The organism is Streptomyces seoulensis, assembly GCF_004328625.1.
Lineage (GTDB): Bacteria > Actinomycetota > Actinomycetes > Streptomycetales > Streptomycetaceae > Streptomyces > Streptomyces seoulensis.
Genome location: NZ_CP032229.1, coordinates 3,703,000 through 3,723,509 on the forward strand (window position 1 = coordinate 3,703,000; position 20,510 = coordinate 3,723,509).

A 20,510-nucleotide genomic window follows, 5' to 3' on the forward strand; every position below is an offset into this window, starting at 1 on the left:
GCGCGGGGAAAGCGCCGAAGAGAAGAGTGTTCACATGAGTGCCACCGCCGTCCGCCGTACCGTCCTGGCCGCGTCCGCCGCCGCACTGGCCCTGCTCGCCACCGCCTGTGGCGGCTCCGGTGACTCGGACAAGGCGGCCGATGGCAAGGGGGAGGGCTCGTCCACCGCCGCGGCCGCCCCGGCGGCCAGGGCGCTGACCGGCGCCGAGCTGGAGAAGGCCGCGCTCGCGCAGTCGGACGTGAAGAGCGGCAAGGTCACCGCGAAGGTCCCGGCGAGGGACGACATCGCCGCGGGCAAGGTCACCGCCGACGACGCGGCGTGCCTGCCGCTGGCCCGTGCCCAGGCGGGCGTGGCGCAGGGTGAGCCCGCGGCGACGGCGAAGCGGTCCTGGCTCGGCACGCCGAAGAAGCCGGCGGCCGGCAGCAAGCCCGAGGACGCCCTGCTGGCCGCGCTCGACGTGAACAAGACGCTGATCGGTCTCGCGTCCTACGACGGCGGTGCGGCCGAGGCCGCCCTCAAGGGGCTGAGCACGGCCGCGCGCAAGTGCGCGGGCGGCTTCACGGCCACCATCGACGGCGAGAAGACGAAGTTCCCCGCGGTCGCCACCACCGCCGCCCCGCAGGGTGGGGACGAGGGTGTCGCGCTGACCCTGACCATGGCCGCCGACGAGGGCGTGAAGGCCCCGGTCAAGGTCGTCGTGATCCGTGAGGGCGCCACCCTGGCCACCTTCAGCACGATCAACATGGCCGCCATGACCGCCGGCCAGGACTACCAGGTTCCGGCCGACGTCATCGGCGCTCAGGTGGCCAAGCTGGGTTGAGGGGTGAGGGAGTTGTTCTGAGACGGCAGGGCAACTTTTCTCCCGCCCACGTGTCGTGTGAACGTAAGTTCGCACAGCACGTATGCAGAGCCCGGCACTGAAACGGTGGATGGATGACCCAGAGGGATGACACGGCCGTGGCCGTCACGGCCGATGAGCGACACATGGAGGAGGCCGTCAGCGTCCACGTTCCGGTGTCACAGGCACCGTCGGAGCCGAAGGAGGCCGCGCCCACTGCGCGGGCGAAGGGGCAGCGTCTTGCCGCGCTGGACGGGCTGCGGTTCCTGGCCGCCGTCGCGGTGGTGGTCTTCCACTTCACCGGGCAGACGCCGGGCACGATGGAGCACATCTGGGGGCGCCCGTACCAGGCGATCTTCCCGGACTCGCACCGCTATCTGGCCTTCGGCCGGCTCGGGGTCGACCTGTTCTTCCTGATCAGCGGCTTCGTGATCTGCATGAGCGCCTGGGGCCGCTCGCCCCGCGACTTCTTCATCTCCCGGGTGACCCGGCTGTACCCGATGTACTGGATCGGCGTGCTGGTGTCGACGGCCGTCATCTACCTGTTCGACACCCCGATGGGGCACCCGAACCCGAGGGTGATCTTCGCCAACCTCACGATGCTGCAGAAGCCGCTGGGCGTGGACGACCTGGACTCGGTGTACTGGACGCTCTGGCCGGAGCTGTGCTTCTACCTGACGTTCTCGATCGTGGTGTGGAAGGGGCTGACGTACACCCGTGTCGCCGTCTTCGCCGGTATCTGGACGGTCGCCGCGGTGCTGGCCCCGGCCGCGCATCTGCCGCTGCTGACGGTGCTGGTCAACCCGGTCTCCGCGCCGTTCTTCATCGCGGGCATGGCGTTCTACCTGATGTACCGGTTCCGGGCGACCCCGCTGCTGTGGGGGATCGTGCTGATGTCGTGGCTGCTGGCGATGCACTTCATCCTCACCCCGCACGGCGGCCGGCTCGACTGGGACACCTGGCACCCGTGGCGCGGCTGGCTGGTGCTGACGATCACCGGCTTCTTCGCGCTGATCGCCGCCATCGCGCTCGGCTGGACCAGCCGCATCCAGTGGCGCTGGCTGAGCGTGGCGGGGACGATGACCTTCCCGCTGTACCTGCTGCACGACGTGATCGGCCTGACCGTCGCCCATCACTTCGGTGACCGGATGGACCCCCGCCTGCTGGTGGTGTGCACGGTGGCCGCGCTGGTCCTGCTCGCCTACGTGGTGCACCGGCTGGTGGAGCGCCCGATAGCGAAGTACATGCGCCGCTGGCTCAACAGCGCCTCCTTCGGCCTGGAGGCCCCGGCGGTCCGCCGAGGCTGAGCCCCGCGAAGAGGGGCACCGCGTGGACGACGTTCCCGCGGTGCCCCCTTTTTTTGTCTCTTTCGGCCTCCGTACCCGGGTGAAAATTTCCGAATCCGGGCACGCGGAAGCGGTTTCCGATCGCTGACGGACCGTAGGCTGCGGCACATGTGCGGAATCGTGGGATACGTAGGGGCGCGGTCGGCGCTCGATGTCGTGATGGCCGGGCTGAAGCGGCTGGAGTACCGGGGCTACGACTCGGCCGGTGTCGCGGTACTCGCGGACGGCGGCCTGGCCACGGCGAAGCGGGCCGGGAAGCTGGTCAACCTGGAGAAGGAGCTGGCCGAACACCCGCTCCCGGCCGGCGCCACCGGCATCGGGCACACCCGCTGGGCCACCCACGGCGGCCCCACGGACGCCAACGCCCACCCGCACCTGGACAACGCGGGCCGGGTCGCGGTCGTGCACAACGGCATCATCGAGAACTTCGCCGCCCTGCGTGCCGAACTCGCCGAGCGCGGCCACGACTTGGCCTCCGAGACCGACACCGAGGTGGTCGCGCACCTGCTCGCGGAGGAGTTCTCCGCGAGCGCCGACCTCGCGGAGGCGATGCGGCTGGTGTGCCGCCGTCTGGAGGGCGCGTTCACCCTGGTCGCGGTGCACGCCGACGAGCCGGACGTGGTCGTGGGCGCCCGCCGCAACTCCCCGCTGGTGGTGGGCGTCGGCGAGGGCGAGACGTTCCTCGCCTCCGACGTGGCCGCGTTCATCGCGCACACCCGCGAGGCGATCGAGCTGGGCCAGGACCAGGTCGTCGAGCTGCGCCGCGACGGCGTCACCGTGACCGGCTTCGACGGCAGCCCCGCCGAGGTCCGCGCCTACCACGTCGACTGGGACGCCTCGGCCGCCGAGAAGGGCGGCTACGACTACTTCATGCTCAAGGAGATCGCCGAGCAGCCCAAGGCGGTCGCGGACACCCTCCTCGGCCGCATCGACCCGGCCGGCTCGCTCACCCTGGACGAGGTGCGGATCGGAGCGGCCGAGCTGCGCGAGGTGGACAAGGTCGTCATCGTCGCCTGCGGCACCGCCTTCCACGCCGGGATGATCGCCAAGTACGCCATCGAGCACTGGACCCGCATCCCCTGCGAGGTCGAGCTGGCCAGCGAGTTCCGCTACCGGGACCCGATCCTGGACGGGCGTTCGCTGGTCATCGCCATCTCCCAGTCCGGCGAGACCATGGACACCCTGATGGCGCTCAGGCACGCCCGCGAGCAGGGCTCCAAGGTGCTCGCCATCTGCAACACCAACGGCTCGACCATCCCGCGCGAGTCCGACGCCGTGCTCTACACGCACGCCGGGCCCGAGGTCGCCGTCGCCTCCACCAAGGCGTTCCTGACCCAGCTGGTCGCCTGCTACCTCGTCGCCCTCTACCTGGGCCAGGTGCGCGGCACCAAGTGGGGCGACGAGATCCGGGACGTCGTGCGCGACCTCTCCCGCATCTCCGGCGCGGTCGACCGGGTCCTGGAGACCATGGAGCCGGTACGGGAACTCGCCCGCTCCCTCGCCGGGAAGAACACCGTGCTCTTCCTCGGCCGCCATGTGGGCTACCCCGTCGCCCTGGAGGGCGCCCTCAAGCTCAAGGAACTCGCCTACATGCACGCCGAGGGCTTCGCGGCCGGCGAGCTGAAGCACGGCCCGATCGCGCTGATCGAGCCGGACCTGCCGGTCGTCGTCATCGTGCCCTCCCCGCGCGGCCGCTCGGTGCTGCACGACAAGATCGTCTCCAATATCCAGGAGATCCGCGCCCGGGGCGCCCGCACCATCGTCATCGCCGAGGAGGGCGACGAGGCGGTCGTCCCGTACGCCGACCACCTGATCCGCGTCCCGGCCACGCCGACGCTGCTCCAGCCGATGGTCTCGGCGGTGCCGCTCCAGGTGTTCGCCTGCGAACTGGCCACCGCGCGCGGCAACGAGGTGGACCAGCCGAGGAACCTGGCGAAGTCGGTGACGGTCGAGTAGCCCGGCCGCCGTAGGCTCCCGGCATGAGCATCATCGGGGTCGGGATCGACGTGGCCGAGATCGACCGGTTCCGGGCGGCGCTGGAGCGCACCCCCAACCTGGCCGCCCGGCTGTTCGTCGCGGCGGAGCTGACGCTGCCGGGCGGGGAGCGGCGCGGGATCGCCTCGCTCGCCGCCCGCTTCGCGGCCAAGGAGGCCCTCGCCAAGGCGCTGGGCGCCCCCGCCGGGCTGCTGTGGACCGACGCCGAGGTGTACGTCGAGGCCAGCGGGCAGCCCCGGCTGCGGGTCAAGGGCACCGTCGCGGCCCGCGCGGCCGAGCTGGGGGTGCGGTCCTGGCACGTCTCGCTCAGCCATGACGCGGGCGTCGCCTCCGCCGTGGTGATCGCCGAGGCGTGAACCATCCGGGTGCGCGGGCCCGCGCACCGGGGGCAGACTCGGACCCATGCGACGTGCGTACAGCGTGGAGACGGTACGGGCCGCCGAGCGCGCCCTGATGGCCCGGCTGCCCGAGGGCACCCTGATGCAGCGGGCGGCCGCCGGACTGGCCGCCGCCTGCGCCGATTTCCTCGGGCGGGTGTACGGCAGCCGGGTGGTGCTGCTGGTCGGCAGCGGCGACAACGGCGGCGACGCGCTGTACGCCGGGGCCCGGCTGCGCCGGCGCGGCGCCGGGGTCACCGCCGTCCTCCTCTCGCCCGACCGCGCCCACGAGGGCGGCCTCGCCGCGCTGCGCCGGGCGGGCGGCGCCGTCATCGGCCCCGAGCGGGCGCTCGGCGCGATCGAGCGGGCCGACCTCGTGGTGGACGGAGTCGTCGGCATCGGCGGCAAGGGGGGCCTGAGGCCCGACGCCGCCCGCCTCGCCTCGGCCGCCGAGCGGGCGCGGGCCGCGATCGTCGCCGTGGACCTGCCCAGCGGGGTCGACGCGGACACCGGCGAGGTGTCCGGCGCCGCCGTACGCGCCGACCTCACCGTCACGTTCGGCGCCTACAAGCCCGGCCTGCTGATCGACCCCGGCCGGGAGTACGCCGGGACGGTACGGCTCGTCGGGATCGGCCTCGAACTCCCCCCGGACCCGGTACTTCAGGCGCTCCAGCACGAGGACGTGGCCCGGCTGCTGCCCCGGCCCGGCGCGGAGAGCGACAAGTACCGGCGCGGGGTGCTCGGCGTCGCCGCCGGCTCCGCGCGCTACCCGGGCGCCGCCGTCCTCGCCGTCTCCGGCGCCCTGCGCGGCGGCGCGGGCGCCGTACGGTACGTCGGCCCCGCCGGGGACGCGGTCATCGCCCGTTTCCCCGAGACCCTCGTCTCCGACCAGGGCCCCGACCACGCGGGTCGGGTGCAGGCGTGGGTGGTGGGACCGGGCGCCGGGGACGACGCGGCGACCGTGGCGAAGGTGCTCGGCGCCGACGTACCCGTGCTGCTGGACGCCGACGGGCTGCGCCTGGCCGACCGCGACCTCGTACGCGGGCGCACCGCGCCGACCCTGATGACCCCTCACGCGGGCGAGGCCGCCGCCCTGCTGGGGGTGCGCCGCGAGGAGGTCGAGGCGGCCCGGCTGACCTCGGTGCGCGAACTGGCCGCCACCTACCGGGCGACGGTGCTGCTGAAGGGCTCCACCACCCTGGTCGCCGACCCCGGCGGCGGCCCGGTCCGGGTCAACTCCACCGGCACCGGCTGGCTGGCCACGGCCGGCAGCGGTGACGTGCTGTCAGGGCTCGCCGGATCACTGCTCGCCTCCCACCTGTCCGCGCTGGACGCGGGCAGCGTCGCCGCCTACCTCCACGGCCTCGCCGGCCGCCTGGCCTCGCGCGGTGCCCCCATCGCGGCCCTGGACATCACCGAGCACCTGCCCGACGCCTGGCGGGACGTCGTACGGGACTGAGCACGGCGGATCGCCGAGGAGTGCGGCCGGGGGCCGCCGACGCCCTCTGAGAGACTGGGGGCGCCATGAACGAGACTTCCGCTGTGCCGACCGCGCCCCTGCGCGCCCGCGCCGAGATCGATCTGGGTGCCCTGCGCGCCAACGTCCGGGCGCTGCGCGCCCGTGCCGAGGGCGCGCACCTGATGGCCGTCGTCAAGTCGGACGCGTACGGCCACGGTGCCGTGCCGTGCGCCCGCGCGGCCCTGGACGCCGGGGCGACCTGGCTGGGCACGGCCACCCCGGAGGAGGCCCTCGCGCTGCGCGCGGCCGGACTGCCGGGCCGGATCATGTGCTGGCTCTGGGTGCCCGGCGGGCCCTGGCGGCAGGCGATCGAGGCCGACCTCGACGTCGCGGTCAGCGGAATGTGGGCGCTGCGCGAGGTCACCGAGGCGGCGCGCGCGGCGGGCCGTACCGCGCGGGTGCAGCTCAAGGCCGACACCGGGCTCGGCCGCAACGGCTGCGGGCCCGAGGACTGGCCCGAACTGGTCGGCGCGGCCCTCGACGCCGAGGCCGCCGGGCTGGTCAAGGTCACCGGACTGTGGTCCCACTTCGCCTGCGCCGACGAACCCGGCCACCCCTCCATCGCCGCCCAGCTCACCCGGTTCCGCGAGATGGTGGCGTACGCCGAGGAGCGGGGCGTGGCGCCCGAGGTGCGGCACATCGCCAACTCCCCGGCCACGCTGACCCTTCCGGAGACCCACTTCGACCTCGTCCGCACCGGCATCGCGATGTACGGCATCTCGCCCAGCCCCGAGCTGGGCACCCCGGCCGACTTCGGGCTGCGCCCGGTGATGACGCTGAGCGCGTCGCTGGCGCTGGTCAAGCGGGTGCCGGGCGGGCACGGCGTCAGCTACGGCCACCACTACGTCACCCCCGGCGAGACCACCCTCGGCCTGGTGCCGCTGGGGTACGCCGACGGCATCCCCCGGCACGCCTCGGGCGGCGGGCCGGTGCTGATCGAGGGCAAGCTGCGGACCGTCGCGGGGCGGGTCGCTATGGACCAGTTCGTGGTCGACCTCGGCGGCGACGAGCCCGAACCGGGCACCCGCGCCGTGCTGTTCGGCCCCGGCGACCGGGGCGAGCCCACCGCCGAGGACTGGGCGCAGGTGTGCGGCACGATCGCGTACGAGATCGTCACCCGGATCGGCACCCGCGTGCCCCGCGTCCATCTGAACGGATGACCCTCGCGGGTACCGGGCACGCTACTGTCCGGTAGCTCCGGGGCGCACCGGCCCGGGCAGGACGGCAGGACGGCGAGGAGGGAACGGTACGTGAGCGAGAGCAGTGCCAAGGCCGTGGTGGACGCGGTGGCCGCGACGGCCGCGTCCGGCGGCTGGCGCAAGGCGACCGGTCTCGCCGGCGCCGCGATAGGCGTCCTCGCCGCGGGCGCGGCGGCCGGGGTGGCCATAGAGCGGATGACGGTCGGCCGCGGCATGCGCCGCAAGGCCGCCCTGGCGCTGGACTCCACCGGCCCCTACGGCACCCTGCGCGGCACCCCCGGCAGGGCGACCGCCGACGACGGCACCGAGCTGTACTACGAGGTCGACGACGTCGAGCCCGACCCCGGCCCGCACGTCTCCCCGCGCCGCCGCAGGCTCTTCGGCCGCAAGGCGCCCGCCCCGGTGACCGTCGTCTTCTGCCACGGCTACTGCCTCGGCCAGGACTCCTGGCACTTCCAGCGGGCCGCCCTGCGCGGCGTCGTCCGCACCGTCCACTGGGACCAGCGCAGCCACGGGGAGTCCGGGCGGGGCGTGGCCCAGACCCGCGACGGGCTGCCCGTCACCATCGACCAGCTCGGCCGGGACCTGAAGGCGGTGCTGGACGCGGCGGTGCCCGAGGGGCCCGTGGTGCTGGTGGGGCACTCGATGGGCGGGATGACGGTGATGGCACTGGCCGCGCAGTTCCCGGAGTACATCCGGGAGCGGGTCGTCGCCACCGCGTTCGTCGGCACCTCCTCCGGGCGGCTCGGCGAGGTCAACTTCGGGCTGCCGGTGGCCGGGGTGAACGCGGTGCGCCGCGTACTGCCGGGCGTACTGAAGGCGCTGGGGCAGCAGGCGGAGCTGGTGGAGAAGGGGCGCCGGGCCACCGCGGAGCTGTTCGCCGGGGTGATCAAGCGGTACTCGTTCGCGGGGCGGGACGTCGACCCGGCGATCGCGCGGTTCGCGGAGCGGATGATCGAGTCCACGCCGATCGACGTGGTCGCGGAGTTCTACCCGGCCTTCACCGACCACGACAAGACCGACGCGCTGGCCTGCTTCACGGACATGCCGGTGCTGGTGCTGGCCGGGGTGCGGGATCTGGTCACGCCGAGCGAGCACAGCGAGGCCATCGCGGACCTGCTGCCCGACGCCGAGCTGGTGCTCGTGCCGGACGCCGGGCATCTGGTGATGCTGGAGCACCCCGAGGTCGTCACCGACCGGCTCGCGGACCTGCTGACCCGCGCGGGAGCCGTCCCGGCAGGAGCTACCGTTAGCGGCTATGGACGAGGCAGCAGTACCGCACAACCCGGCTGAGATCCGGCTCACCGTCACCTCCCCCGAGCAGATGCGGGAGCTGGGCCTCAGACTGGCCGGGCTGCTGCGCGCGGGCGACCTGGTGATGCTCACCGGGGAGCTGGGCGCGGGCAAGACGACGCTGACCCGGGGGCTCGGCGAGGGGCTCGGGGTGCGCGGCGCGGTCACCTCGCCGACCTTCGTCATCGCCCGGGTCCACCCCTCGCTGGTGGACGGACCGCCGCTGGTCCACGTCGACGCCTACCGGCTCTCCGGCGGCCTGGACGACATGGAGGACCTCGACCTCGACGTGTCCCTGCCCGAGTCGGTCATCGTCGTGGAGTGGGGCGAGGGCAAGGTCGAGGAACTCACCGACGACCGGCTGCAGATCCTCATCCACCGCGCGGTCGGCGACACCACCGACGAGGTCCGCCACGTCACCCTGACCGGGCTCGGGGACCGCTGGGCGAAGACCGACCTGGACGCGCTCGCGGGCTGAGGACGCCGATATCCCGACAGGCTGTCGGAAACGTATTGCGCGGGACGTACCGGGCGTGGTCACATGGTACCCAGCCCGTAGTTAGGCATACCTAACTCCGCCCGCCCCCGCAGCTCAGGAGGCGCCCCATGCCCGCTCCGCACCGCCCCGAGCCGACCCCCCAGGTCCCCATGCGAGCCCTGCTGGCGTCCTGCGCGGCGGCCAAGGCCGTCTCCACCCCACCTCCGCCCCCGGACCCGGTCGAACACGCGCCGGTCCACCGCGAAGCGGCGTAAAGCCACGTCATCGGATCACCACCACCGGCACCCCGATCGTGGCGAACTGCCACATCGCCTCGCCGTCCGGGCGGGTTTCGCGGATGGCGCCGGTGTGGGGGGCGCCGGGGTCGGGGGACTGGTTGCGGGTGGCGGCGCTGAAGCCGACGGTGACGCCGTTGACCTGGGTGAAGCGGACGACGTGTTCGACGGGGAGGCCGTCGCTGCCGGTGATGGCGTTGGAGCGGGAGGTCACCCAGTAGGAGCCGGGGACCGGGTCGACGCCGCCGGGGCGGACGCCGAAGGTGCGGGTCACCCGGTTGTGGTCGTTCACCAGCCAGACGCGGTCGTCGTCGACCGAGTACACGACCCGCTCGCCCTTGCCCGAGTCGGCCGGCAGCGCCGTGGGGTGGCGGCGGTCGCGCGGGGCCTTGGTGACGGCCACCGAGGGGGAGGCGCTCGCCGAGGGGGTGCGCAGGCTCGCCGGGACGGTCGCGTCGGCCCGGTAGGCGAGGATGCCGACGGTGCCGACGGACACCGCGACGAGTCCGGCCACGATCCCCGAGCTGGTCCCTGTCACGTGCGCCACCCCTGTCTCGTACCGACCCGTTGCGGTTCGCGGACTTTGTCGTAATTCATACAGACCGTAGCAGTCAGTGACGGTCCGACCGGGACGGGCGTGCGCGAGCCGTCGGCGCCGTAGGCTGTTCGCGTGCTTCTGCTCGCTCTGGATACCGCCACCCCCGCCGTCACCGTCGCCCTGCACGACGGGACGGACGTCGTCGCCTCGTCGAGCCAGGTGGACGCCCGCCGCCACGGAGAGCTGCTGCTGCCCGCCGTGGACCGCGTCCTCGCCGCCGCCGGGGTCAAGCTGGACGCCGTCACCGGCATCGTCGTCGGCACCGGACCCGGCCCCTACACCGGGCTGCGGGTCGGCCTGATGACCGCCGACACCTTCGGGCTCGCCCTCGGCGTCCCCGTGCACGGCGTGTGCACGCTGGACGGTCTGGCGTACGCGGCCGACATCACCGAGGGCCCCTTCGTCGTGGCGACCGACGCCCGCCGCAAGGAGGTCTACTGGGCGACGTACGCCGACTCCCGCACCCGGCTCACCGGCCCGGCCGTGGACCGCCCGGCCGACATCGCCGAGCAGGTCGCGGGGCTGCCCGCCGTGGGCGCGGGCGCGCTGCTCTACCCGGACGCCTTCCCCGACGTGCACGAGCCGGAGCACGTCTCCGCCGCCGCGCTCGCCTCGCTGGCCGCCGAGAGGCTGGCCGCCGGGCAGGAGCTGGACGAGCCCCGCCCGCTGTACCTGCGCAGGCCCGACGCCCAGGTGCCGAAGAACTACAAGGTGGTCACCCCCAAGTGACCGCGAAGCTGCGCGAGATGCGCTGGTGGGACATCGACCGGGTCCTGGAGCTGGAGAAGGACCTGTTCCCCGAGGACGCCTGGTCGCGGGGGATGTTCTGGTCCGAGCTGGCCCACGCGCGCGGGGACGGCGCCACCCGCCGCTACCTCGTCGCGGAGGACGGCGCCCGGCTCGTCGGGTACGCCGGGCTCGCCTCCTCCGGCGACCTGGGCGACGTGCAGACCATCGCCGTCGCCCGCGACCAGCAGGGCACCGGCCTCGGCGCCCGCCTGCTGACCGAGCTGCTGCGGGCCGCCACCGCCTTCGAGTGCGCCGAGGTGATGCTGGAGTGCCGGGTGGACAACACCCGCGCCCAGAAGCTCTACGAGCGCTTCGGCTTCGCCCCCATCGGCTTCCGGCGCGGCTACTACCAGCCGGGCAACGTGGACGCCCTGGTGATGCGCCTGACCGACCCCTCTTCCTCCCTGGAAGACGTACAAGGAACCGAGATCAATGGCTGACGAACCTCTCGTCCTCGGCATCGAGACCTCCTGCGACGAGACCGGCGTCGGCATCGTGCGCGGCACCACCCTGCTCGCCGACGCGGTCGCCTCCAGCGTCGACGAGCACGCCCGCTTCGGCGGTGTCGTGCCCGAGGTGGCGTCACGCGCGCACCTGGAGGCGATGGTCCCGACCATCGACCGCGCCCTGAAGGAGGCGGGCATCACCGCCCGTGACCTGGACGGCATCGCGGTCACGGCCGGTCCCGGCCTCGCGGGCGCCCTCCTGGTCGGAGTCTCCGCCGCCAAGGCGTACGCCTACGCCCTCGGCAAGCCGCTGTACGGCGTGAACCACCTCGCCTCGCACATCTGCGTGGACCAGTTGGAGCACGGCCCGCTGCCCGAGCCGACCATGGCCCTGCTGGTCTCCGGCGGCCACTCCTCGCTGCTGCTCTCCTCCGACATCACCTCCGACGTCCGGCCGATGGGCGCGACCATCGACGACGCGGCCGGCGAGGCGTTCGACAAGATCGCCCGCGTGCTGAACCTGGGCTTCCCCGGCGGCCCGGTCATCGACCGCTACGCCCGCGAGGGCGACCCGACGGCCATCGCCTTCCCGCGCGGCCTGAGCGGCCCCCGCGACCCCGCGTACGACTTCTCCTTCTCCGGTCTGAAGACCGCCGTGGCCCGCTGGATCGAGGCGAAGCGCGCGGCCGGCGAGGAGGTGCCGGTGCGGGACGTGGCCGCGTCCTTCCAGGAGGCCGTGGTGGACGTGCTGACCCGCAAGGCGGTGCGCGCCTGCAAGGACGAGGGCGTGGACCACCTGATGATCGGCGGCGGTGTCGCGGCCAACTCCCGGCTGCGGGCGCTTGCCCAGGAGCGCTGCGAGGCGGCCGGCATCCGGCTGCGCGTGCCGCGCCCCAAGCTGTGCACGGACAACGGCGCGATGGTGGCCGCGCTCGGCGCCGAGATGGTCGCCCGCAACCGGTCCGCCTCCGACTGGGACCTGTCCGCCGACTCCTCCCTGCCGGTGACCGACCCGCATGTGCCGGGCACCGGGCACAGCCACGACCACGACCATGTGCACGAGGTCAGCAAGGAGAACCTGTACTCGTGAGCGTCGCCCTGATGTGGGAGGCGAAGGCCGCCGAGGGCCGGGGCGGGGAACTCCTCGCCTGGGCCCGCGCGCAGCGGCTCGACGGCAGCCCGCTGCGCCGCGAGACCTTCCGCGCGCCGGGCGACCGGGTCCTGGTCATCACCTGGTGGGACGCGGCCTACGACGCGGACGTGCCGGAACTCCCGGCGCCGGACGCGGAGCTGGTGTCCCGGCCGGTGCACCGGTGGCGGTTCGAGCCGGTCGACGACTGAGGGGCCCGGTCCGGCTCGGGTGGCGCACCTCCGCGATCACGCGCTATGATCATCACACAGCGAACGGCCGGAACAACTCCGGTACGAACGCCGCGCGTTGGTGGTCCAAGTCAAGACGCCCCGCTTCCTGCGGGGAAATGCAGGTGCAATCCCTGCCCAGCGCTCCAGCACGAAGGCCGCTCCGGTTCCGACCGGGGCGGCCTTCGCCGTTCCCGGCCTACTCCACCGGTGCCACCGAGGTCCCGCAGCGCAGCACCCGGTCCGGCCCGGCCTCCCGCACCGGCCCGGTCAGCCGGAGCCGGGTGGTGTGCCGGACCTCGGTACTGGACGGGCCGAGCCGCAGCTCCAGCAGCCCCGGCTCGACCACCCGTACCCCGGCGGGGCCGGTGAAGGACGCCAGGTCGGCGTGGAAGGCAAAGGTGATCCGGCGGGCCTCGCCGGGCGCCAGCCCGACCCGCTGATAACCGACCAGCCGTACGTCCGGCCGGGTCACCGAGGCCACCGGGTCGTGCAGATAGAGCTGGACCACCTCCGCGCCTGCCCGGTCCCCGGTGTTGCGCACGGTCACCGTCACCTCGTACGAGCCGTCGGTGCCGGTCTCCGCCTCCGGCGGGCCGAAGTCCGTCCAGGTGAAGGAGGTGTACGACAGGCCGTGGCCGAAGGGGTGCAGCGGGGTCGGGTCGAGGCTGCTGACCTCGCTCGCCAGACCCAGCGGCGGCTGGAGGTAGGTCCACGGCTGGCCGCCCGGCGTACGCGGCACGCTCACCGGCAGCCGCCCGGAGGGGTTCACCCGGCCCGCCAGGACCCCGGCCAGCGCGGAGCCGCCCTCCTCGCCGGGGAAGAACGCCTGCACCACCGCGCCGAGCCGGCCCGCCCAGCGGCCCAGCGCGTAGGGGCGCCCGGTGAGCAGCACCAGCACCACCGGCGTACCGGTCGCCACCAGTGCGTCCAGCAGCTCGCCCTGGACGCCCGGCAGGCTCAGGTCGGCCGCGTCGCAGCCCTCGCCCGAGGTGCCGCGTCCGAACAGCCCGGCCCGGTCGCCGAGCACCGCCACGCACACATCGGCCTCCGCCGCGCGGGCCACCGCCCCGGCGAACCCGGAGGAGTCCGGGTCCGACACCCCGCAGCCCTGTGTGAACGTGACCTCGCAATCGGGGAGTTCGGCCCGCAGCGCCTCCAGCACGGTCGGGATCCCGATGCCCGGCGCGACCCCGGGGTGGTGGGGGAGGACATGGGCCGGGAAGGAGTAGCAGCCCAGCATGGCCAGCGGATCGGCGGCACGCGGGCCGACCACCGCGACGCTCGCGCCGGGGCTCAGCGGGAGCAGCCCCGCCGGGTTCTCCAGCAGGATCACCGACTCCTCCGCCAGCCGCCGGGCCAGCGTCCGCCCCTCGGGGGAGTCCAGGACGACGGGACCGGCCGGCTCCGGGTCCCAGTCTGGGTCCAGCAGACCCAGCTCGCACTTCTGCAGCAGCACCCGGCGGGCCGCCCGGTTCACCAGCGCCTCGGGGACGCGGCCCGCCTCGACGGCGTCAACCAGCGACGTGCCGTAGCAGTCCACGGTGGGCAGTTCCACGTCCACGCCTGCCTCCAGCGCCAGGTGGGCGGCGCCGGCGCGGTCCTCGGCGAGGCGGTGCTGGGTGCGCAGGAAGCCGATGCCGAAGTAGTCCGCGACCACCGTGCCGGTGAACCCCCACTCCTCGCGCAGCACCCCGGTCAGCAGCCGGGCGTCGGCCGAGGCGGGCACCCCGTCGGTCTCGGTGTACGCGGCCATCACCGACCGGGCCCCGCCCTCGCGCAGCGCCAGCTCGAACGGGGGCAGCGTCACATCGGCCAGCTCCCGCGCGCCCGCCCGCACCGGCGCCAGATTCCGGGCGCCCGCCGAGGCCGCGTACCCGGCGAAGTGCTTGAGCGTGGCCACGATCCCGGCCGACTCCAGGCCGCGTACGTAGGCGGCGCCGACCGTGCCGACGAGGTACGGGTCCTCGCCGACCGTCTCCTCCACCCGGCCCCAGCGCGCGTCGCGGACCACGTCCAGCACCGGGGCGAGGCCCTGGTGGACGCCGGCCGCGCGCAGGTCGGCGCCGATGCGGGCGCCCACCTCGGCCACCAGCTCCGGGTCGAAGGAGGCGCCCCAGGCGAGCGGCACCGGGTAGGCGGTGGCGCCCCAGGCGGTGAACCCGGCCAGGCACTCCTCGTGGGCGAGGGCGGGGATGCCGAAGCGGTTGGCGGCGGCGATCCGGCGCTGGGCTGCGGCCAGCGCACGGGCGCCCTGGCCGGCCTCCACCGGGGCGGTGCCGAAGGAGCGGGTCAGCTGGCCGAGGCCGTGCGCGATCAGCTCGTCCCAGTCCGGCACCGCGCTCATCTCGCTCTGCAGCGGGGCGACTTCGCCGCCGTCCGGACCGGCGCCCACCCAGACGCCGTACAGCTGGGCGGTCCTCTCGCGCAGCGTCATCCGGGACAGCAGGTCCTCGACGCGTTCGGCGGCGGGCAGGGCGGGGTCGCGCCAGGCGGCGGAGGTCATGGAACTCCTGTCGTGAGACGTGGGGGAGGCGTGGCGGAAGGGGGTCACTTGCCGCCCGCGCCCATCAGGCCGCCGACCAGGGTGCGCCGGGCCACCAGGTAGACGGCGAACACGGGGACGCCGGAGAGGACGACCGAGGCGAGCAGGGCGGGGATGTCCACGCCGAACTGGCTGACGTAGGTGAACAGGCCGAGGGTGAGCATCCGGCTGTCCTCGGACTGGGTGAAGATCAGCGGGAAGAGGAAGCCGTTCCACGCCTGGAGGGACGCGTAGACCACCACCGTCCCGATGCCGCCCCGGGCCAGCGGTACGACCAGCCGGAACAGCATCCTGGCCGGGGACGCGCCGTCCAGGGCCATCGCCTCGTACAGCTCCTCGGGGATGTCCCGCAGGGTGCCGGTGAGGACCAGGACGGAGACCGGCATGGCGAAGGCGGCGGTCGGCAGGGCGACGGCGAGCAGGCTGTCGTACAGGTTCAGCTTGGTGATCATCAGGTAGAGCGGGACCACCACCGCCTGCGCGGGGACGGCGACGCCCAGCAGGAACAGCCGGAACGCGCCGCCCGACCAGAAGCCGCGGGTGCGCACGGCGACGTACGCCAGCGGGACGCACAGCACCAGGACGATCCCCACCACCACGGCCGCGACCAGCACGGTATTGCCCAGGAAGTGGCCGAAGCCGCCCGCCAGGACGGTGCCGTAGTTGGCGAGGGTGGGGTGGCGCGGCGGGCGCAGGGCGTTGCTGCCGAGCGCCTCGTCCTGGCGGGTCAGGGACACCGACACCATGACGTAGACCGGGACGAGGACGACGGCGAGCCAGATCACCGCGCCCAGGCCCGCCAGTGGGTTGGCCGGGCGCTTCACGGCCTCACATCCCTTCCCGGGTGCTGCGCATGGCGCCGAAGCCGGTCACCCGGACCAGCAGCAGCGACAGCGTGGTGGCGGCCACGACCAGGAAGGACGCGATGGCGCTCGCGTAGCCGAAGTCGTAACTCTTGAAGCCCGCCTCGTACATCAGGTACGGCAGGATCGCGGTGTCGGTGCCGGGGCCGCCCTGGGTGAGGATCAGCACGGTCTCGAAGTAGGTCAGCGAGCCGACCACCATCAGCACCAGCGAGGTCGCCGCGGTGTTGCGGAGCTGGGGGAGCGTGATGGAACGGAACCGGCGCAGGCGTCCGGCGCCGTCGATCGCGGCCGCCTGGTAGAGCACCTCGGGGATCTGCCGGGCGCCGCCCTGGTAGATCAGGGTGTGGAACGGGATGAACTGCCAGCCGCCGACGAAGACCAGCGCGAGGAACGCCCCGGAGGTGGTGCCGAGGGTGTCGCCGGGCACGATGCCGAAGTTGGGGTCGAGCAGGGCGTAGAACAGCAGCGAGACGGCGGTCGAGGAGAGCAGGAACGGTACGAAGAACACCGCCGACAGCACCGCCCGGTTGCGCTGCGGGCCCGCCGCCCAGACGCCGAGGAGCAGGGCGGCGGTCGTCTGGAAGGCGCAGCTCACCACGGTCAGCGCGACGGTGACGGCCAGCGAGCGGGCCAGCCGGCCGTCGGTCAGCAGGGCGTGCCAGTTGGCGAGTCCGGCCGGGCGGGGCTCGCCCAGGCCGTTCCACGTGGTGAAGGACAGGCCGAACGCCAGGGCCATCGGGGCCAGGGCGAAGAAGCCGAAGAACAGCACGGCGGGCAGCGCCCAGGAGGGGTGCGGGCGTCCGGCGCCTCGCTGGTGGCTCACTTCAGCTCCTTCAGCGCCGCCACGAACCGCTCCGGCGAGGACTTGCCGACGAACAGCTTGTTGACCTCGGTGAGCATCGGGGTGGCCGCGTCCGGGTCGACCGCCTGGTCCCAGCTGAGCGTGAAGGCGGGGGCCTCGCGGACCATCCGGTACTGGAAGCGGGCGAACTCGGGGCTGGGGGAGGCGTCCAGCAGCTTGTCGGCGCCGGCGGTGGCGGGCACGTCCCCGTTGGCGATCAGCTCGCGGGCGTAGGTGTCCGAGGCGCAGGTCCGCAGGAAGGCGAGCGCGGTGTCCTTGTTGCGGGTACGGGTGTTCACGGACCAGTAGTTGGTGGGGTTGCCGACCACGTTGCGGATGTCACCGGCACCTCCGTCGAACGTGGGGAACGGGCACCAGCCGAGCTGCTTGCGGGCGAAGTCGGGGAACTTGCCGAGCTGGGTGGAGTACTCCCAGGACCCCATCAGATGCATCGCGGCCTTGCCCTTGGCCAGCGCGGCCGGGGCCCCGCCGTTGGTGTACGCGACCGAGCTGAAGCCCTTGCCGAAGGCGCCGTCGTCGACGAGTTCGCGTACCGTCCGGGCCGCCTTCAGCACGGCGGGGTCGCCCCAGCCGGCCGGGTCGCCGTTCTTGACCCGGTCGAAGACCTTCGGGCCGCCGATCCGGTCCACCAGGTACTCCAGCCACATGAGTTCGGGCCAGATGTCGGCGCCGCCGAGGGCGAAGGGGGTGATCCCGGCCTTCTTGAGCTTGGCGTTGTTGTCGAGGAGCTGGTCCCAGGTGGCGGGAGGCTTCAGGCCGTGCTCGGCGAACAGGGTCTTGTTGTAGAAGAGGATCACCGGCTGCATGCCGCGCATCGGGATGCCGTACTTCCGGCCGCCGAGCGCGCCGGCGTCGAGGACGGAGGGCAGGAAACCGTCCCCCAGTACCGGGTCGCCGGCGATGACATCGGTGAGGTCGAGGATCTGGCCGGCCTCCCGGTACGCCTTGATGGAGCCGCCGCCCCAGTTGAAGAACACGTCGGGGGCGTTCGGGGAGCCCATCGCGGTGCGCAGCTTGGCCGGGTACTCGGCGCCGGGCACCTTCTCCAGCCGGAGGCTGCCCTTGGTCTCGCGGGCCGCCGCCGAGGAGTTGAAGCGGGAGACCGCCTTCGCCTGCACCTTGGCCGCGTCGTCGCCGTACACGAACGCGGTGAGGGTGCCGTCAGAGCCGCCGGAGCCGCCCGAGCCGCAGGCGGTGAGACCGGCGGCCGAGACGAGGGCGGTGGTACTCGCGCCGAGGAACCAGCGTCTGCTGTAGGTCTCCATGTGCCGGGCACCCCTCATGATCGCGGCCGAAAGTTTCGAGCGACAACTCGAATGTTCCGGGAACGTAAGGCCCTCCTGAGGGTTCGTCAAGGGGTCGCGCAGGGATACGATCGCGGCCATGGAACCGCCGAAGACCGCAGCGAAGCGGAGCGCCACGCTCGCCGAGATCGCCCGAGAGGCCGGGGTGTCGGCTCCGACTGTTTCGAAGGTGCTGAACGGCCGGGCCGACGTGGCCGCCGCCACCCGCACCCGGGTCGAGGAGCTGCTGCGCACCCACGGCTACCGGCGCAGGCGTGCCGAGGTGAGCCGCTCGCCGCTGATCGACCTGGTCTTCCACGAGCTGGAGAGCGCCTGGGCGATGGAGGTCATCCGGGGCGTGGAGAACGTGGCCCGCGACGCCGGGCTGAGCGTGGTCCTCTCCGAGAGCGCCGGGCGCCTGACACCGGGCCGCACCTGGGCCGACCAGGTGGCCGGACGCCGGCCGCACGGGGTGATCCTGGTGCTGTCCGGGCTCGACGCGGCCCAGCAGGCGCTGCTGACCAGCCGTTCGGTGCCGTTCGTGGTGATGGACCCGGCGGGCGACCCGGGGGCCGACGTGCCCTCGGTCGGCGCCACCAACTGGCAGGGCGGGCTGGCCGCCACCCGGCATCTGATCGACCTCGGCCACACCCGGATCGGCGCGATCGGCGGGCCCTCGCGCATGATGTGCGCCCGCGCCCGGCTCGACGGCTACCGGGCCGCGCTGGACACCGCCGGGCTGCCCGCCGACCCGGCGCTGATCCTGGAGGGCGACTTCCACCACGAGTCCGGCCACCGCCTCGGCCTCGACCTGCTCGGCCGCCCCGACCGGCCCACGGCCGTCTTCGCGGGCAACGACCTCCAGGCGCTCGGCCTGTACGAGGCCGCCCGCGAACTCGGGCTGCGGGTACCGGAGGACGTGAGCGTCGTCGGCTTCGACGACCTGCCCGTCGCCCGCTGGGTGGGCCCGCCGCTCACCACCGTGCGCCAGCCGCTGACCGAGATGGCCGAGGCGGCGGCACGGCTGGTGCTGGAGCTGGGACGCGGGGAGCGGGAGCGGACGGCGACCCGGCTGGAGCTGGCGACCAGCCTGGTGGTGCGGTCGAGCACCGCCGCTCCCTGACGGCGTCTCGAAACTTTCGAAGCCGTTAGGCCGGGTGCCCGATCAGCATGGTCGGCGCGCCCGCCACCCGGGTCATGAACACGGTCGCCGCGTTGGGCCCCTGCGGCTTGACCTTGCGGCGCAGTTCCTCCGGCTCCACCGCCGAGCCGCGCTTCTTCACGGTCAGGTTGCCGACCCCGCGCTCCCGCAGCAGCGCCTTCAGCTTCTTGACGTTGAACGGCATCCGGTCGGTGATCTCGTAGGCGTTGGCGTACGGCGTCGGGCGGAGTTCGTCGGCCGTGATGTAGGCGATCGTCTCGTCCAGCAGGCCGCCGCCCAGCTCCTCTGCGACCTCCGCGACCAGATGCGCCCGGATCACCGCGCCGTCCGGCTCGTACAGGTACCGGCCGGGCGGGCGCACCGCCGGGTCGGGCAGGCCCCGGCCCTCAAGGGTGCGCGGGCCGGGGAGGAGGGTGGCGCGGACACCGCCGGGTGATCCGGTGCCGAACCAGAGCACGGCCTCCTTCACATCACCCCCGTCCGAGATCCACTCCGCCTCGGCCTCGGCGGGCACCGCCTCGTGCGGGATGCCGGGGGCGATCTTCAGGGCGGCGCGGGGCGCGGCGAGCGCGGTGGCCACGGCCCAGGACAGGGGTGGCGAGTACGCCTCGGGGTCGAAGATGCGGCCGCGTCCGCCGCGCCGGGCGGGGTCCACGAACACCGCGTCGTATCCGGCGGTGCCGACCTCGGTGACGTCGGCCTCGCGCACCTCGATCAGGTCGCCCAGGCCCAGCACCTCGGCGTTGGCCCGCGCGACGGCCGCGGTCAGCGGGTCCCGGTCCACCGCGAGGACCCGGATGCCCGCGCGGGCCAGGGCGAGGGCGTCGCCGCCGATCCCGCAGCAGAGGTCGGCCACCGAGGTGACACCGAGCGCCCGCATCCGCTCCGCCCGGTACGCGGCCACGCTCGCCCGCGTCGACTGCTCGACCCCGTTGGGCGTGAAGAACATCGCCCGCGCGTCCGCCGCGCCGAACTTGGCCTCCGCCCGCCGGCGCAGCCGGGCCTGGCCGAGCGCGGCCGACACCAGCCCGGCGGGGTGGGTGCGGCGCAGCCGGGTGGCCACGGCGAGTTCGTCGGCCGGCGCGGTGCCGCGCACCTCGTCGAGGAGGGCCCGGCCCTCGTCGGTGCGCAGCGCGTGGAATCCCTGGAGGGGGGAGAGCTGGTCGTTCACCGGCTCATTGTGGGCCAGTCGGTGGACCGTACGCCTCCGGCGGCGGTGTCGGGCCGGGATCGGGGCGGGGTCCTGCCAGGATCCGGCA

Annotated in this window: 20 protein-coding genes; 14 read left to right on the forward strand and 6 right to left on the reverse strand. The window is 73.6% G+C overall.

What is annotated here, in order from left to right; all coding sequences use genetic code 11:
• Positions 1-34: 34 nt before the first annotated feature.
• The 9 genes from D0Z67_RS17390 to D0Z67_RS29705 all read left to right on the forward strand — a co-directional run bounded on the left by D0Z67_RS17390 (position 35) and on the right by D0Z67_RS29705 (position 9,320).
• Positions 35-820 (forward strand): hypothetical protein, encoded by a 786-nt coding sequence (locus D0Z67_RS17390; RefSeq protein WP_031180854.1) that lies wholly within the window; start codon positions 35-37, stop codon positions 818-820.
• Positions 821-933: 113 nt separating this feature from the next.
• Positions 934-2,145: an acyltransferase family protein gene (locus D0Z67_RS17395; protein ID WP_031180853.1), complete on the forward strand. Its 1,212-nt coding sequence runs from the start codon at positions 934-936 to the stop codon at positions 2,143-2,145.
• 147 nt (positions 2,146-2,292) lie between these two features.
• A complete protein-coding gene (glmS, locus tag D0Z67_RS17400; RefSeq protein ID WP_031180852.1) occupies positions 2,293-4,140 on the forward strand; it encodes a glutamine--fructose-6-phosphate transaminase (isomerizing) in 1,848 nt (615 codons plus the stop codon).
• 23 nt (positions 4,141-4,163) lie between these two features.
• The gene (locus D0Z67_RS17405) at positions 4,164-4,535 is read left to right on the forward strand and encodes a holo-ACP synthase (RefSeq protein WP_031180851.1); all 372 of its coding nucleotides are present in this window, start codon (positions 4,164-4,166) and stop codon (positions 4,533-4,535) included.
• 46 nt (positions 4,536-4,581) lie between these two features.
• Entirely contained in the window at positions 4,582-6,015 is a 1,434-nt protein-coding gene (locus D0Z67_RS17410; protein WP_031180850.1) for a bifunctional ADP-dependent NAD(P)H-hydrate dehydratase/NAD(P)H-hydrate epimerase, read from the forward strand.
• A 65-nt stretch (positions 6,016-6,080) separates the two neighbouring features.
• A complete protein-coding gene (alr, locus tag D0Z67_RS17415) occupies positions 6,081-7,235 on the forward strand; it encodes an alanine racemase (RefSeq protein ID WP_031180849.1) in 1,155 nt (384 codons plus the stop codon).
• A 90-nt stretch (positions 7,236-7,325) separates the two neighbouring features.
• On the forward strand, positions 7,326-8,567 hold the full coding sequence (locus D0Z67_RS17420; RefSeq protein ID WP_031180848.1) for an alpha/beta fold hydrolase: 1,242 nt from the start codon (positions 7,326-7,328) through the stop codon (positions 8,565-8,567).
• Positions 8,533-9,045 carry a tRNA (adenosine(37)-N6)-threonylcarbamoyltransferase complex ATPase subunit type 1 TsaE gene (tsaE, locus tag D0Z67_RS17425; RefSeq protein WP_031180847.1) on the forward strand — a complete coding sequence of 171 codons (513 nt, stop codon included), beginning with the start codon at positions 8,533-8,535 and terminating at the stop codon, positions 9,043-9,045. Before D0Z67_RS17420 ends, tsaE begins: the two co-directional genes overlap by 35 nt.
• 128 nt (positions 9,046-9,173) lie before the next feature.
• On the forward strand, positions 9,174-9,320 hold the full coding sequence (locus tag D0Z67_RS29705; protein ID WP_165507352.1) for a hypothetical protein: 147 nt from the start codon (positions 9,174-9,176) through the stop codon (positions 9,318-9,320).
• Positions 9,321-9,327: 7 nt separating this feature from the next.
• Here D0Z67_RS29705 and D0Z67_RS17430 read toward each other — a convergent pair whose 3' ends face one another.
• Positions 9,328-9,879 carry a hypothetical protein gene (locus D0Z67_RS17430; protein ID WP_031180846.1) on the reverse strand — a complete coding sequence of 184 codons (552 nt, stop codon included), beginning with the start codon at positions 9,877-9,879 and terminating at the stop codon, positions 9,328-9,330.
• A 132-nt stretch (positions 9,880-10,011) separates the two neighbouring features.
• Between D0Z67_RS17430 and tsaB the strand changes: the two genes are divergently transcribed.
• The 4 genes from tsaB to D0Z67_RS17450 are packed head-to-tail and all read left to right on the forward strand — an operon-like array spanning position 10,012 to position 12,515.
• Positions 10,012-10,668: a tRNA (adenosine(37)-N6)-threonylcarbamoyltransferase complex dimerization subunit type 1 TsaB gene (tsaB, locus tag D0Z67_RS17435; protein WP_031180845.1), complete on the forward strand. Its 657-nt coding sequence runs from the start codon at positions 10,012-10,014 to the stop codon at positions 10,666-10,668.
• 17 nt (positions 10,669-10,685) lie between these two features.
• The gene (gene rimI, locus D0Z67_RS17440) at positions 10,686-11,168 is read left to right on the forward strand and encodes a ribosomal protein S18-alanine N-acetyltransferase (RefSeq protein ID WP_031180844.1); all 483 of its coding nucleotides are present in this window, start codon (positions 10,686-10,688) and stop codon (positions 11,166-11,168) included.
• A complete protein-coding gene (gene tsaD, locus D0Z67_RS17445; RefSeq protein ID WP_031180843.1) occupies positions 11,161-12,264 on the forward strand; it encodes a tRNA (adenosine(37)-N6)-threonylcarbamoyltransferase complex transferase subunit TsaD in 1,104 nt (367 codons plus the stop codon). The genes rimI and tsaD overlap by 8 nt, the downstream gene beginning before the upstream one ends.
• Complete coding sequence (locus D0Z67_RS17450; protein ID WP_031180842.1) at positions 12,261-12,515, forward strand: hypothetical protein; 255 nt, start codon at positions 12,261-12,263, stop codon at positions 12,513-12,515. The genes tsaD and D0Z67_RS17450 overlap by 4 nt, the downstream gene beginning before the upstream one ends.
• A 217-nt stretch (positions 12,516-12,732) precedes the next feature.
• Here the strand turns inward: D0Z67_RS17450 and D0Z67_RS17455 are convergent, their stop codons facing one another.
• From D0Z67_RS17455 to D0Z67_RS17470, 4 genes are read right to left on the reverse strand one after another with little or no spacing between them, the layout of a single operon-like run.
• On the reverse strand, positions 12,733-15,039 hold the full coding sequence (locus tag D0Z67_RS17455) for a beta-xylosidase/alpha-l-arabinosidase (protein ID WP_031180841.1): 2,307 nt from the start codon (positions 15,037-15,039) through the stop codon (positions 12,733-12,735).
• 44 nt (positions 15,040-15,083) lie between these two features.
• On the reverse strand, positions 15,084-15,902 hold the full coding sequence (locus tag D0Z67_RS17460) for a carbohydrate ABC transporter permease (RefSeq protein ID WP_031180840.1): 819 nt from the start codon (positions 15,900-15,902) through the stop codon (positions 15,084-15,086).
• Positions 15,903-15,906: 4 nt separating this feature from the next.
• A complete protein-coding gene (locus D0Z67_RS17465; RefSeq protein WP_031180839.1) occupies positions 15,907-16,767 on the reverse strand; it encodes a carbohydrate ABC transporter permease in 861 nt (286 codons plus the stop codon).
• Positions 16,764-18,071: an ABC transporter substrate-binding protein gene (locus D0Z67_RS17470; protein ID WP_031180838.1), complete on the reverse strand. Its 1,308-nt coding sequence runs from the start codon at positions 18,069-18,071 to the stop codon at positions 16,764-16,766. Before D0Z67_RS17470 ends, D0Z67_RS17465 begins: the two co-directional genes overlap by 4 nt.
• Before the next feature lie 118 nt (positions 18,072-18,189).
• Between D0Z67_RS17470 and D0Z67_RS17475 the strand changes: the two genes are divergently transcribed.
• Positions 18,190-19,212 carry a LacI family DNA-binding transcriptional regulator gene (locus tag D0Z67_RS17475; protein WP_031180837.1) on the forward strand — a complete coding sequence of 341 codons (1,023 nt, stop codon included), beginning with the start codon at positions 18,190-18,192 and terminating at the stop codon, positions 19,210-19,212.
• A 25-nt stretch (positions 19,213-19,237) separates the two neighbouring features.
• On the opposite strand, the gene D0Z67_RS17480 is transcribed toward D0Z67_RS17475, so the two are convergent.
• Entirely contained in the window at positions 19,238-20,422 is a 1,185-nt protein-coding gene (locus D0Z67_RS17480) for a class I SAM-dependent methyltransferase (RefSeq protein ID WP_031180836.1), read from the reverse strand.
• Positions 20,423-20,510 lie beyond the last annotated feature (88 nt).

Bases quoted from the DNA above. Each gene is read 5' to 3' on its own strand.
- D0Z67_RS17470 (WP_031180838.1), bottom strand. From the start codon at position 18,071: ATGGAGACCTACAGCAGACGCTGGTTCCTCGGCGCGAGTACCACCGCC.
- D0Z67_RS17390 (WP_031180854.1), top strand. From the start codon at position 35: ATGAGTGCCACCGCCGTCCGCCGTACCGTCCTGGCCGCGTCCGCCGCC.
- D0Z67_RS17475 (WP_031180837.1), top strand. From the start codon at position 18,190: ATGGAACCGCCGAAGACCGCAGCGAAGCGGAGCGCCACGCTCGCCGAG.
- rimI (WP_031180844.1), top strand. From the start codon at position 10,686: ATGCGCTGGTGGGACATCGACCGGGTCCTGGAGCTGGAGAAGGACCTG.
- D0Z67_RS17455 (WP_031180841.1), bottom strand. From the start codon at position 15,039: ATGACCTCCGCCGCCTGGCGCGACCCCGCCCTGCCCGCCGCCGAACGC.
- tsaD (WP_031180843.1), top strand. From the start codon at position 11,161: ATGGCTGACGAACCTCTCGTCCTCGGCATCGAGACCTCCTGCGACGAG.
- D0Z67_RS17405 (WP_031180851.1), top strand. From the start codon at position 4,164: ATGAGCATCATCGGGGTCGGGATCGACGTGGCCGAGATCGACCGGTTC.
- tsaE (WP_031180847.1), top strand. From the start codon at position 8,533: ATGGACGAGGCAGCAGTACCGCACAACCCGGCTGAGATCCGGCTCACC.
- D0Z67_RS17410 (WP_031180850.1), top strand. From the start codon at position 4,582: ATGCGACGTGCGTACAGCGTGGAGACGGTACGGGCCGCCGAGCGCGCC.
- glmS (WP_031180852.1), top strand. From the start codon at position 2,293: ATGTGCGGAATCGTGGGATACGTAGGGGCGCGGTCGGCGCTCGATGTC.
- D0Z67_RS29705 (WP_165507352.1), top strand. From the start codon at position 9,174: ATGCCCGCTCCGCACCGCCCCGAGCCGACCCCCCAGGTCCCCATGCGA.
- alr (WP_031180849.1), top strand. From the start codon at position 6,081: ATGAACGAGACTTCCGCTGTGCCGACCGCGCCCCTGCGCGCCCGCGCC.
- D0Z67_RS17395 (WP_031180853.1), top strand. From the start codon at position 934: ATGACCCAGAGGGATGACACGGCCGTGGCCGTCACGGCCGATGAGCGA.